Consider the following 12,426-nt stretch of genomic DNA (forward strand, 5'->3'; position numbering starts at 1 on the left):
GCTGGGTTTTTTTGGAAATTTTCAAAGCGAGGGGCGGCAGGCGGTGATCAAGCCAGGAAACAGATGGACAGGAGTGCGGGCGCGGCTGCGGTGCGCCGCCCTCCTGCTCGCGCTCGCGCCGGGAGCGGCGCTGGCGCTGTCCGAGCTCGACCAGCGCATCGCGCAATTGCAGGAACAAAGCAACCTCGATCCCGACAAGGCCCTGGCCCAGCTGCTCGAACTGCAACCGCAGATGGCTGCCGCGCCGGTCCGGACCCGCGCCGAACGGCTGGTGCAGCTCAGCGCCACGCAAAGCTATCTGCGCCAGTTCGACGCGGCGCTGGCGACCGCCGCCGAGCTCACCGCCCTCGGCCGCGCGCAGCACGACGACGCCATCGTCGCCGAAGGCATGCGGGCGCGGGCGATCGCGCTGGCCGGCAGCGACCATGCCAACGAGGCCTACACGCTGGCGCTGCAGGCGGAAAAGCTGGCCTACACCACCAGCGACAAGGCCGCGCAAGCGCGGGCCGCGACCACCGCCGGTATGCAGAGCACGGCGCAGGGCAATTTCCTGACCGCGCTGGACCAGCTGCAGGCGGCGGTCCAGCTGGCGCGCCAGGCGACGGACGTGCCGGTCCTGCTGCCCAACGCGCTGCAGCAACTGATCCATCTCCACGTGCGCACCGGAGAGCGCGAGCAGGCCTACGCCGCGCTGGCCGAGATGGAGAAGGCGGTGGCGGCGCAGCCGGCGCCGTCGCTGGCGATCGACGTCAAATTCATGGAATACGAGGTGGCCAACCGCTTCGGCCAGCCGCAGCGCGCGCTGCAGGCGCTGATGGACAACCTGGCGCTGCTGCGCAAGCTGGGCGAGCGGCGCATGCTGATCGCCATGCAGGTCAACATCTCCGACCTGTATCTGAAGCAGCACGACTACGCGCAGGCCGCGCACTACGCGTCCGAAGCCCTGCAGGAGGCGACCGCCCGCAAGTCCGTGGTGGGCATGGCGAAGTCGCGCATGAACCTCGGCCATGCCTATCTGGGCATGCGGCGGGTCGCCGAGGGCAAGAAGTTTTACGAGGCCGGCCTGGCCACGCTCGACCAGAGCGGCCGCGGCTCCGACCTGCAGGAAGCGTTGATGGAATATGGCCAGGCGCTGGAACAGGCGGGCGACATGGCGGGCGCGGTGCAGGCCTATCACCGCGAGCGCAAGCTGTCGGACGAGATGGAGGAAACCCAGCGCCGCAAGTCCATGCTGGAGCTGCAGCAGAAGTACGAGACCGAAAAAAAGCAGCGCCAGATCGAGCTGTTGCGCCGTGAAAGCCAGGTCAAGGGCGCGGAGCTGGAGAACCGCCGGCTGGAGCAGCGCGTCTGGTGGCTGGTGGCGCTGGCGTGCGCGCTGGCCTCGGGCGTGGTCGGGCTGTTGTACCGCAAGGTGCGCCACGCCAACGCCCGGCTGGAGGTGAAGAACATCGAACTCAAGGCGCAATCGACGCTGGACCCGCTCACCGCGCTGTACAACCGCCGCCACTTCCAGGACTACATGCGCGCCCTGCCGGACCCGCGCGCGCCCGGCCAGTCGCAGGTGGCGCAACGCACGCCGCACGGCGACGACATCGTCGGCGCGCTGTTCCTGCTGGACGTCGACCACTTCAAGCACATCAACGACAGCTACGGCCACGCGGCCGGCGACGCCGTGCTGCGGATGATCGCCGAGAACCTGCGCGTGGTGCTGCGCGAGACCGACATGATCGTGCGCTGGGGCGGCGAGGAGTTCCTGGCCTTCCTGCCGGCGATCCCGCGCCACGGCGTCGACGAGATCGCGCGCCGCATCCTGGTGGGGATTTCATCGCAGGCCATCCGCTACCAGGAGCACGAGATTTCGGTGAACGTGTCGGTGGGCTTCTCGCCGTATCCGCTGTCGCCGGACGGCGCGCCGCTGCCGTGGGAGCGCGCGGTCAACCTGGTCGACATGGCGCTGTACCTGGCCAAGTCGCACGGCCGCAACCGCGCCTACGGCGTGCGCGGTTTCGAGAACTTCCACCTGACCACGATGGAGGCGATCGAGCAGGACCTGGAGAGCGCGTGGCGGGCCGGCTATGTGGACCTAAGCGTGGTGCTGGGCGGCGAGCCGGAAACGCCGTCGCCGTCGCCGTCGGAGCACGGCAACGTGGTGCCGCTCAAGCAGGCGGCGCAGAAGAGCGGCCGCTGAGCCTCAGCCGCCTTATTTGGCGGGCGTGGACGCCTCGCGCTCGCGGGCTTTTTCCTGCATTTTTTCGCCGGCCTGTTCCAGCTTCTTGCCGGCCTGCTCGGTGGCCTGGTTGAGTTTTTCGCCGGCGGCCTCGGTGGCCTTGTCGATCTGCTGGCTGGTTTCCTTGGCCGCGTCGGTGATCTGCTGGTTGGCCTGCTGCGCGGCCTCGGTCAGCTGGCGGCCGGCCTTGTCGGTGGCCTGGTCGAGCTTGCGGCCGGCCGTTTCCGCCGGGCCGGGGGTAGCGGGATCCTTCTTCTGGCAGCCGCCCAGCAGCGCCAGCACCACCATCGCGGCGGCCGCGCCGCGCACCGTTGTCATCGCCGTCATCGCCATCTCCTCAAGGAATCAAACATTCCCGACAGCATACATCGCCGAGCACCGGAACAGCGCACCGATGGCGGTTTACTTGTAGATGCCCACGCCGATGACGTAGTCGCCGACTTTTTCCACGTAGGTGTTTTTCTCTTCGAGGTTCTTGCTGATCGAGTTGGGCCACATGTACTTGACCCAGCCCTTGCCGGCCGGGCTGGCCGCGATCTTGAGGAATTCCTTGATCGGATACACGCCGCCGGCGCTCAGCTCCATCAGGTTCTTGTTGACCATCTTGGGGTTCTGGCCGTGCGCCAGCGCCACGCCGGTCTTGTCGAACATGAACACGTACAGGTCACCCTGGATGAATTCGCCCTTGGGATCGTTGAACGCGGCCACCGCCTTGTCCTTGCCGTTCTTCTGCAGATACTCGCCGGCGCGCTTGACCATCGCCACCGCCTCGTCGGCGGTGCCGCGCCGGGGCGCGTCCTGCGCCGAGGCGGCGCCGGTCAGGCTCAGGGTCAGTGCGGCGGCCATTAACAACTGGAACAGATGCTTCATCGTGTATCTCCTCAGTGCGGGCGCCGCGGCGGCGTGGGTCAGGTGATCTTCTTGGGCGGGGGCGGCGGCGTGAAGACGATGTTCTCGGACTCCGGCGCGCCATCGAGCGCCTCGGACGCCTCCAGCCACTTCATCAATTTTTCCATGCGGCGGATCAAGATGCCCTTGCTGCTGATGTAGCCGACCTGCTCGAAATTCTCGGGCTTGCTCACCATCTTGGACACGGTCGGCAGGTTCTCGGCCAGGCGCTCGAAGGCCTTGCGCGCCTTCTGCTCCCATTTGGCCAGGTTGGGTTCGTTGAAGCGGTTGCTCTCGTAGTAGATGGTCAAGGTGCGGTCGTGGTTGCCGAAGCCGACAATCGCCGCACCCTTGCGCACCGTCTCCAGCACATCGTCCTTGATGTTCGCGGTCGGCACGAACAACGCTGCGCGGCCGGTGGCGTCCGGTCGCTCCAGCGGCAAATCCTGTCCCATTATTACGCTCATCACGCTTCCTGTTGTCGTCGCCGGAGTTGCTGCTAGGCTATATTTGTGATTCTATCTCGCGCCCCTGCCCAATACAAGGAGAAACCGCGCAGGCGTGGCGCAACGGGTAATCGCGCCTGCCGAGCCCGTATAATGCGGGCTGATCCTTTCTGCCCGCCACGCCATGACGTCGTCCTCCCTCCCCGCCGGCTCCCGCTTCGGCGCCATTCCCGAACACGCGGTCGACACCGCCGAGCGCAACGTGCGCGACACGCTGGCCGTGGCCATCGAACACGCCGCCCCGCACGCCGCGCTGATCGTCCACGACACCCGCACCGACCTCAACCGCGCACTGACCGAAGCCTACCGCCGCGTGGTGCCGGACGCCGAGTTCGTCGACTTCGACAGCACCACGCCCGAGCAGGTGCTGGCCGCCTTCGCCCGCCTGCACGCGGGCGACCTGGTGGTGCTGATCCAGTCGACCAGCTTCCGGCTGGAGGCGTTCCGCATCCGCATCGAGCTGTTCAAGCGCGGCCTGAAGGTGATCGAGCACGTGCACCTGTCGCGCATGCCCGGCGAGCAGGGCCTGCACTACATCGCCTCGCTGGCCTACGACCCGGCCTACTATCGCGGCGTGGGCCACGCGCTCAAGGCGCGCATCGACCGCGCGCAACACGGCGTGGTCGACAGCGGCGACGGCGCCCGGCTGGTGTTCGGCTCGCCGTTTGAATCGGCCAAGCTCAACATCGGCGACTACAGCGGCATGAACAACGTCGGCGGCCAGTTCCCGCTGGGCGAGGTATTCACCGAAGCGCGCGACCTGGAGGCGGTCAACGGCCGGGTGCGGATCTTCGTGTTCGGCGACACCAACTTCCTGGTCAACCAGCCGGCCACGCCGGTCACGCTGATCGTCGAGAAGGGCCGCGTGGTGGGCGCCGAGAACGCCACGCCGGAGTTCGACAACATGCTGGCCATCATCCGCGCGCACGAGGGCGAGGTGTGGCTGCGCGAACTGGGCTTCGGCATGAACCGCGCCTTCTCGCGCGAGCGCATGGTCGACGACATCGGCACCTACGAGCGCATGTGCGGCATCCACCTGTCGCTGGGCGCCAAGCACGGCGTGTACGCCAAGCCGCAGTTCAAGCGCAAGGACGCGCGCTACCACGTCGACGTGTTCGCCGTGACCGAGGCGGTCTACCTGGACGACGAGCGGGTCTACCAGGACGGCGCCTGGCGGCTCGACACCACTCAAAAAACCGGATAAAAGTTTAATAGATTATAATAATTCTTTCAGGAAATCATTCTTAGAAAGAATTATTTTGCGCCATTCATCCTTCCCCATTCTGTCCATCGTTACCCTGCTGTTGAGCGCCTGCGGTGGCGGCGGCGGTTCCACTCCGGCCTCCGCGCCCGCGCCGGCCCCCACGCCGGTGCTGGCGACGCCATTGGCGGTCGGCGCGTCCAACCCGGCGCCCGGTGGCGCCAGCGGCACCGACGCCACGCCCAGCCTGATGTTCAACCAGACGCTGGACGCGACCACGGTGAGCGTCGCAGCGGTCACGCTGAGCAGCCCCATCGGCGCGGTCAACAGCAGCCTGGCGCTGAACGGCAGCACCGTCACGCTGACGCCGACGCAGCCGCTGGTCTGGGGCAGCCACTACCAGCTCAGCGCCGCCACCTCGCTGCGCGCCACCGCCGGCGGCGTGCTGGCCGCGCCCTACAGCGCCGGCTTCGACACCCGCATGCCGACCTGGGGCGCCACGGTCAAGTCCCCGGTCAGCAAGCCCGCCATGGGCAGCCTGCAGACCGCCGGCGCGCGCAACGGCGATGTTCTGGCGGTCTGGACCGAAGTGGGCGCCAACGGCGCCTCGCAGGTGACCTCGACCCGCTACACCGCCGCCACCCAGAGCTGGGGCACGACCACCTCCATCCAGGGCACCGAAAAATGGGGCGAGTCGCCGGTGCTGCGCGCCGACGACGCCGGCAACGCCTGCGCGGTGTGGGAGGAGCAGCTGGACAACGGCAAGTACGCGATCAAGGCCGCGCGCTACAACGCCGCCACCGGCCGCTGGTCGGCGCCGGCGGTCGTGTCCCGGCCGGGCGAATATTCGTCGCGCTACTCCGGGGCGACGGTCGCCATCAGCCGCACCGGCGACATCATCGTCGCCTGGCTGCAATACCACAGCACCGTCGTCAGCCAGAGCACCACCGATATCGCCTACTTCGACGCGACCAGCCAGCAATGGACGCCGGCGCGATCGCTGCAGAACAGCCTGGCGGACACCGGCTTCCCGATCGCCGCCATCGACGCTGCGGGCAACGCCATGGTGCTGTGGTCGCAGCTCGCCCCGAACGGCGGCATCGGCCAGGCCTACGCCGCGCGCTACGACGCCCGCGCCCGCAGTTGGAGCCCGAACACCCAGATCGCGCCGGGCGCGACCGGTGGTTCCAGCGTCACGCAGTTCGTCTTCGACGCCGCCGGCGACGCGCTGGCGATCCTCAGCCTGGCGACGCCGCAAAGCCCCAGCTCCGTGCACGCCGTCCGCTACACCGGCGCCAGCAATACCTGGGGCCAGCCCGAGCTGATGGACACGGCCTACCATGACTCCACGCTGGCGGTCGACGCCGCCGGCAACGCGCTGCTGGTGTGGGCCACCTACACCGTCCCCTCGACCTTCAACATCAACAGCCGGCGCTATCAGCGCTCGACCGGGACCTGGACCGCGCTGCCCAACATCTCCAGCTACACCGGCTCCATCATGCCGCTGGCGTTCGACCCGGCCGGCAACGCGCTCACCTCGTGGGTGAACTACGACGGCGGCGTGTATTCGATGGTCACCATGCGCTTCAACGCCGCGGCGGGCAAATGGGATGCGCCGGTGTCGCTCGCCTCCGGCACCTCGGCGATGGGCGATCCCGCGCTGTCGCTGGACCAGAGCGGCCAGGCCATGCTGCTGTGGGCGCAGTACGCCAACCTCTACAGCTCGCCCGTGCAAGCCTCTTACGCCCGCCTGACCGGCCGCTAGCGGACTAAGCCAGCAAGCCGTGGGAGCGCAGCTCGCGGTCCCACGGCGGCACCGGCTGGTATTCGGCCACCAGGAAATCGATCAGCGCCCGCACCTTGGCCGACGGCTGCCGGCTGGCCGGATACAGCGCGCTCAGATGGTTGAGCGGCAGCTCCCAGTCGGTCAGCACCGGCACCAGCGTGCCCTCGATCAGCGCGCGCCAGGCCAGGAAGGTGGTGTTGTAGACGATGCCCAGCCCGCGCTGCGCGGCGCGCTGCAGCACCACGCCATTGTTGGCGGTGAACGCCGCCTGCACCCTTACCGTCTGCCGCTCCGCGCCGCGCGTGAAGTGCCATTGCGTGCCGTCGGTCAGGTGGCTGAAGTGCAGGCAGCGGTGCTGGTGCAGGTCCTGCGGCGACTGCGGCACGCCGTGGCGCGCCAGGTAGGCCGGCGACGCGCACAACACGCCCCGGCACGGCGCCAGCTGCCGCATCGCCAGCGCGTGCACGTCGGGGATGCCGCCCACCCGCACCGTCAAATCGAAACCATGCTCGATCGGATCGAGCAGCGCGTCGTCCACGTACAGCATCGGCGCCAGCTGCGGATGCGGCACGCTGAAGCGCGCCACCGCGTCGGCCAGCCACTCGCTGCCGAAACTGGACGGCGCCTGTATCCGCAAGGGCCCCGCCAGTTCGGCGCCGGCCTGGGTGGCCTGGCTCAGCGCCCGCGCCGCCTCCTGCGACTGCTCCACCGTCGCGATGCACGGCGCCAGATAGGCTTGGCCGGCGTCCGTCAGGCTCACCTCGCGGGTCGAGCGGTGCAGCAGGCGCGCCTGCAGCTTGTCCTCCAGCTGCAGGATATGCTTGCTGACCATGGCGCGCGTCAGCCCCAGGCGGCGGCCCGCCTCGCTGAAGCTGCGCTGGCGCGCCACCTCGATGAAAATCTCCATTGCGCGTAATTGATCCATATCACATTGTCTTCATTATGGAGACAATGTGTCAACCTTTTACGGATTGTCCCGCTCCGGTGCGCGCCCTACAATGCGTCATCCCTTCCCGCACTTCGGAGCCCGCCATGCTGACAGACGCACAAAAACAACAATACCAACGCGACGGCTACATCGTCCTGCCCAACTTCAAGACGCCGCAGGAGATCGCCGCGCTGCGCGCACGCGCCGCGCAGATTGTCAACGATTTCGATCCCAGCGCCAAATCCGGCATCTTCAGCACCGTCGAACAGGAAAAGACCAACGACGACTACTTCCTCGGCTCCGACAACACGGTGCGCTGCTTCTTCGAGGAAGAGGCGTTCGGTCCGGACGGCCAGCTGAAACAGGACAAGTCGCTGTCGATCAACAAGATCGGCCACGCCATGCACGACCTGGACCCGGTGTTCCGCGCCTTCTCCACCGACGTGCGGCTGCCCGCCGTGGCGCGCGACCTGGGCCTGTCGCAGGCGCAGGTCTGGCAGTCGATGTACATCTTCAAGCAGCCCGGCATCGGCGGCGAGGTGCGCTGGCACCAGGACGCCACCTACTTCGACACCAATCCAATCAGCGTGACCACCTTCTGGTTCGCGCTGGAAGACGCCACCCTGCAGAACGGCTGCATGTGGGCCGAACCGGGCGGCCACCGCGGCCCGATGCGCGAGCGCTTCCTGCGCAACGGCGACGAGGTGCGCATGGAAAAACTGAGCGACATGCCGTGGCCGGACGACCGCACCGCCGTGCCGCTCGAATGCAAGGCCGGCAGCCTGGTATGCTTCCACGGCCTGCTGCCGCACTACAGCGCGCCGAACCGCTCGGCCGTCTCGCGCCACGCCTACACGCTGCACGTGACCGATGCCGCCACCGAATACTCGCCGCAGAACTGGATCCAGCGCGACGCTTCCTTCCCGGTGCGGGGCTTCCTGTAATGCGGGTCCAGATTTTCGCCGCCCACTGGGGCAACAACGACCTGGCGCCGCAGGTGTTCATCGACCGCGTCAAGCAGGCCGGCTTCGACGGCATCGAAATGTCGCTGCCGCTGGACGCCGCCGCCCGCGACGACTGGACCGGCCGCATCGCCGCCGCCGGCCTGGAACTGATCGCCGCCCAATGGGAAACGGTGTTCCATCCGACCTTCGAACCGCACCGCGACGCGCTGGCCGAACTGCTGCACAACGCCTGCGCGGCCAAGCCGCTGCATGTGAACTCGCACACCGGCAAGGACTACTTCACGCCGGCGCAGAACCGCGAGCTGCTGGAACTGGCCGCCGCCATTTCGCGCCAGCACGGCGTGCCTATCGTGCACGAGATCCACCGCAGCCGTTTCAGCGGCCACCCGATGCTGCTGCTGCCCTACCTGGAACAGATGCCGGAGCTGGAGCTGACGGCCGACCTCTCGCACTGGTGCTGCGCCTGCGAATCGCTGCTGGAGGACCAGCCGCACACGCTGGCGGCGACGCTGCCGCACGTGCGCCACATCCACGCGCGCGTCGGCCATCCGCAAGGGCCGCAGGTGGCCGACTTCCGCGCGCCGGAAGCGCAGGCCGCGCTGCAGGCGCACCTGGCGTGGTGGGACGAGGTGATACGGCTGCGCCGCGCGGCCGGGGCGCAGCGCATGACGCTGACGCCGGAATTCGGCCCGGTGCCGTACACGCAAACGCTGCCCTACACACAGAAGGAAGTATCGAACGCGTGGGAGCTGAACGTGGCGATGCTGGCGCTGCTGCGGGCCCGCTACGCTTCCTGAGGCACAGGTTCCTGCGGCGCCTGCATCGGCAACACCAGCGTGACGGTGGTGCCGGCGCCGGGCGAGGAATCCACCCGTATCGTCCCGCGCAGCACGCCGGTGACAATGTTATAAACGATATTCATCCCCAGCCCCGAGCCGCCCTGTCCCAGCTTGGTGGTGAAGAAGGGATCGAAGACCTTGTGCAGGGTGTTGGCCGTCATGCCGGCGCCGTTGTCGGAGAAGATCAGCTTCACCGTGTCCGCGCTTTCGCGCCTCGCCTCGACCGCGATGGCACCGTGGCCACGGCCGTCGAAGCCGTGCAGCAGCGCGTTGCCGATCAAATTGCTCAACACCTGGCTCAAGCTGCCCGGATAGGAATCGAACTCCAGCCCCTCCGGCACGTCCACGCGCACCTCGCAGCCGCTGCGCCGCAATTGCGCCGCGTAGGTGGCCAGCGTATCGTGCACCACCTCGTCGAGCTTGAAGCGGCGCCGCTGGCCGCTAGCCTGGTCCACCGCCACCTGCTTGAAGGACGTGATCAAATCGGCCGCCCGCGTCAATGAGCTGTTCATGATGTCGCAGGCCTTGCGGGCGTCGTGCAGGTGGGCCTCCAGCACCGAGCGTTTCAAGCCGCCTTCCTCCGCCAGGCGCCGTTCGAAATCGCGCACCATGTCGCTCAGCGCGCTGGCGGTCAGCAGGCTGTTGCCGATCGGCGTATTGAGCTCGTGCGCCACGCCGGCCACCAGCGCGCCCAGAGACGCCATCTTCTCCGACGTCAGCAGGTTGGTCTGCGCCTGCTTCAGCGTTTCCACCACCACCGCCAGGTCGCTGCGCGCCTGCTCCACATTGGCCTTCTGCCGTTCCAGCTCGGCGAGGCTGTATTCCAATCCGTGCTTGGCGTCGACCACGCGCCGGGTCGACACCAGCAGCGCCCCGAACAGCGCGCTGATAATGAAGCCGGCTACGCCGATCAGCAGCACCAGCAGCGGCGAGCGGCCGTATCGCCCGCCGCCGTAGCCTTCGAAGCGCATCAGCCAGCGGCGCTGGCCGACCAGCAGCGCCTTCTGCGACACCAGGCCGTCCAGCGGCTCGCGCACTCCGGCCACGCCGGCGCTGTTGTAGAGCAGCGTGTCGGCGCTGGGCGCCTGCGCCGCCTTCGCGTCGAAATAGCCGTCGTCGTCGATGCGCACGTGCAGATGCTCCAGCAGCGGCGAGTCGATCACCTCGCGCATCAGCGTACTGACGCGGAACACGATGGCGACAAAGCCCACCAGCGCATCCCGCCGCTGTTCGACCGTCTGCAAGGGCGCACCGCCGCGGTAGACCGGCGCGCGCGCCACGAAACCCGGTTCGCCGGTGGCGTCCTGCACCAGCGTGATGCGCTCGGTGGCGACGATTTCGCCGGTGTCGCGGCCCAGCTCCAGCGCCTTCAGGTGCGGCGGCAATGCCGACAGATCGAGGCCGAAGGCGTTCTCGTTGCCCTTCAGCGGCTCGGTGTATTCGATGATGAAGTGCGGGTCGCGCAGATTGGCCGGGTGCACCAGGAAACCGGGGTAGCCGCCGGCATCGATCGAGGTGTCGCCCTTGACGGCGGCGACGAACGGCGCCAGGCGCGCCTGCGGCACGGCGCGCACGAACTGGATCGCCTGGAAGCCGGGATAGCGGCGATCGAGCTTGAGCTCCGCCACGAAGCGGTGGAAGCGCAGCCGGTCGATGTCCTGGTCCAACGCGTACATGCCCTTGATGGCCAGCAGCACGTCGAAGTAGGTTTGCAGCCGCACCTCGGTGTCGTGCGCCACCTTGTCGACGTCGCGCTGGAAGTTCGCCTGCACCTGCTGGCGCTGCGTCATGACCACGAAGCCGCAGGTCGCGGCGGTGACGCAGATACCTACGATGAACGCCAGGTATCCGCGCGATCGCATGATGGCTGGGCGGCGCCTATGCCGCGATGTGCGGCGCCGCCGCGCCGCTGGCCGGATGATCGCTGTAACGCTCGGCGATGGCCATGAATTCCTCCTCGATGGTCAGCATGGCGTCGACCACGTCGGGATCGAAATGCTCGCCGCTGCCCTGCCTGATCATCTCCATCGCCGTCTCGTGGGTGAAGGCCGGCTTGTAGACGCGCTTGGAGATCAGCGCGTCGTACACGTCGGCCACCGCCATCAGCCGCGCCGACATCGGGATGGCGTCGCCCGCCAGGCCTTGCGGATAACCGGAGCCGTCGTACTTCTCCTGGTGCGAGTAGGCGATCTCGCGCGCGTAGCGCAGGAAGGTGTTGGTGTAGCCCAGGTGGTTCTCGACGTTGACGATGGCGTCGCGCCCGGACACCGTGTGCATCTTCATCACGGCGAACTCCTCGTCCGTCAGGCGGTCCGGCTTGAGCAGGATGGCGTCCGGGATCGACACCTTGCCGATGTCGTGCAGCGGCGCGGCCTTGAACAGCGACTTGATATTGGCCTCGCTCAGCTCTTCCTTGAAGCGCTTGTGCGGCTGCAGCTGCCGGCCCAGCGCGGCCACGTAGTGCTGCACGCGGCGCAGGTGGTTGGCGGTTTCGTATTCGCGCGTCTCGGCCAGCGAGGCCAGCGCCCAGATCATCGCGTCGAGCATCTGGCTCAGCTCCGCCGTGACTTCCTCGACCACGTGCTCCAGCAGGTTGCGCTGCTGCTTGAGCAGCTCGCGCGAGTGGCGCAGCTGCAGATGGGTGTCGACCCGCGCGCGCAGCACGTCGGCGGCGATCGGCTTGTGGACCGTGTCGGCGCCGCCGGCGCGGAAGGCGCGCGCCTCGTCGGCGTGACGTTGCAGAAAAATGACAGGGATGTCGGCGGTGTCGGGGCTGGACTTGAGCTGCTGGCACACGCTGTAGCCGTCCACCTCGGGCAACGCGGCGTCCAGCACCGCCAGGTGCGGGCGCGGCACCTGCTGCATGATGTCCAGCGCGGCGCGGCCGCTGTTGGCCAGCTTGACCTCGTACTGGTCCTGCAGCAGGCCATGCATCAGGATCAGGTTGTCCGCCGCCTCGTCGGCGACGAGCACGATGGCCTTTTTGATATTCATCTGCCACTACTCCTGATATTGGTCTTTGTCGATATCATCATAACCGAGGCGTTTTGCCTGCAAAACATTTTTCTCGGTTAGCTTGCAATTGT

11 protein-coding genes are annotated in these 12,426 nt (G+C 67.5%); 5 read left to right on the forward strand and 6 right to left on the reverse strand.

Annotation, left to right across the window (positions count from 1 at the left end):
• Nucleotides 1–73 precede the first annotated feature (73 nt).
• Nucleotides 74–2,188 carry a sensor domain-containing diguanylate cyclase gene (locus tag ACUJB0_RS14060; protein ID WP_444845761.1) on the forward strand — a complete coding sequence of 705 codons (2,115 nt, stop codon included), beginning with the start codon at nucleotides 74–76 and terminating at the stop codon, nucleotides 2,186–2,188.
• 12 nt (nucleotides 2,189–2,200) lie between these two features.
• Here the strand turns inward: ACUJB0_RS14060 and ACUJB0_RS14065 are convergent, their stop codons facing one another.
• The 3 genes from ACUJB0_RS14065 to ACUJB0_RS14075 form a co-directional block, all read right to left on the reverse strand.
• Nucleotides 2,201–2,554, reverse strand: coding sequence for a F0F1 ATP synthase subunit B family protein (locus ACUJB0_RS14065; protein ID WP_444845762.1), 354 nt, complete (start codon nucleotides 2,552–2,554; stop codon nucleotides 2,201–2,203).
• A 75-nt stretch (nucleotides 2,555–2,629) separates the two neighbouring features.
• Nucleotides 2,630–3,097 carry a cache domain-containing protein gene (locus ACUJB0_RS14070; RefSeq protein WP_444845763.1) on the reverse strand — a complete coding sequence of 156 codons (468 nt, stop codon included), beginning with the start codon at nucleotides 3,095–3,097 and terminating at the stop codon, nucleotides 2,630–2,632.
• A gap of 38 nt (nucleotides 3,098–3,135) precedes the next feature.
• The gene (locus ACUJB0_RS14075) at nucleotides 3,136–3,582 is read right to left on the reverse strand and encodes a hypothetical protein (protein WP_161084741.1); all 447 of its coding nucleotides are present in this window, start codon (nucleotides 3,580–3,582) and stop codon (nucleotides 3,136–3,138) included.
• Between the two features lie 163 nt (nucleotides 3,583–3,745).
• Between ACUJB0_RS14075 and ACUJB0_RS14080 the strand changes: the two genes are divergently transcribed.
• Nucleotides 3,746–4,825: a M29 family metallopeptidase gene (locus ACUJB0_RS14080; RefSeq protein WP_444845764.1), complete on the forward strand. Its 1,080-nt coding sequence runs from the start codon at nucleotides 3,746–3,748 to the stop codon at nucleotides 4,823–4,825.
• A 55-nt stretch (nucleotides 4,826–4,880) separates the two neighbouring features.
• Nucleotides 4,881–6,587: an Ig-like domain-containing domain gene (locus ACUJB0_RS14085; protein WP_444845765.1), complete on the forward strand. Its 1,707-nt coding sequence runs from the start codon at nucleotides 4,881–4,883 to the stop codon at nucleotides 6,585–6,587.
• Nucleotides 6,588–6,591: 4 nt separating this feature from the next.
• Here ACUJB0_RS14085 and ACUJB0_RS14090 read toward each other — a convergent pair whose 3' ends face one another.
• A complete protein-coding gene (locus tag ACUJB0_RS14090) occupies nucleotides 6,592–7,533 on the reverse strand; it encodes a LysR family transcriptional regulator (protein WP_444845766.1) in 942 nt (313 codons plus the stop codon).
• 107 nt (nucleotides 7,534–7,640) lie between these two features.
• On the opposite strand from ACUJB0_RS14090, the gene ACUJB0_RS14095 reads away from it, so the two are divergent.
• Both ACUJB0_RS14095 and ACUJB0_RS14100 read left to right on the forward strand, forming a co-directional pair.
• Nucleotides 7,641–8,480, forward strand: a complete 840-nt coding sequence (locus ACUJB0_RS14095) for a phytanoyl-CoA dioxygenase family protein (protein ID WP_444845767.1) — start codon at nucleotides 7,641–7,643, stop codon at nucleotides 8,478–8,480.
• Nucleotides 8,480–9,298 carry a sugar phosphate isomerase/epimerase family protein gene (locus ACUJB0_RS14100; protein ID WP_444845768.1) on the forward strand — a complete coding sequence of 273 codons (819 nt, stop codon included), beginning with the start codon at nucleotides 8,480–8,482 and terminating at the stop codon, nucleotides 9,296–9,298. Before ACUJB0_RS14095 ends, ACUJB0_RS14100 begins: the two co-directional genes overlap by 1 nt.
• Here ACUJB0_RS14100 and ACUJB0_RS14105 read toward each other — a convergent pair.
• Both ACUJB0_RS14105 and ACUJB0_RS14110 read right to left on the reverse strand, forming a co-directional pair.
• On the reverse strand, nucleotides 9,286–11,202 hold the full coding sequence (locus ACUJB0_RS14105) for a CHASE domain-containing protein (protein WP_444845769.1): 1,917 nt from the start codon (nucleotides 11,200–11,202) through the stop codon (nucleotides 9,286–9,288). The genes ACUJB0_RS14100 and ACUJB0_RS14105 overlap by 13 nt on opposite strands.
• Nucleotides 11,203–11,218: 16 nt before the next feature.
• Nucleotides 11,219–12,334, reverse strand: a complete 1,116-nt coding sequence (locus ACUJB0_RS14110) for an HD-GYP domain-containing protein (RefSeq protein ID WP_444845770.1) — start codon at nucleotides 12,332–12,334, stop codon at nucleotides 11,219–11,221.
• Nucleotides 12,335–12,426: the final 92 nt, after the last annotated feature.

It is taken from the genome of Duganella caerulea, from assembly GCF_040362985.1.
In the GTDB taxonomy this organism is placed as follows: domain Bacteria; phylum Pseudomonadota; class Gammaproteobacteria; order Burkholderiales; family Burkholderiaceae_D; genus Rugamonas; species Rugamonas vulcania.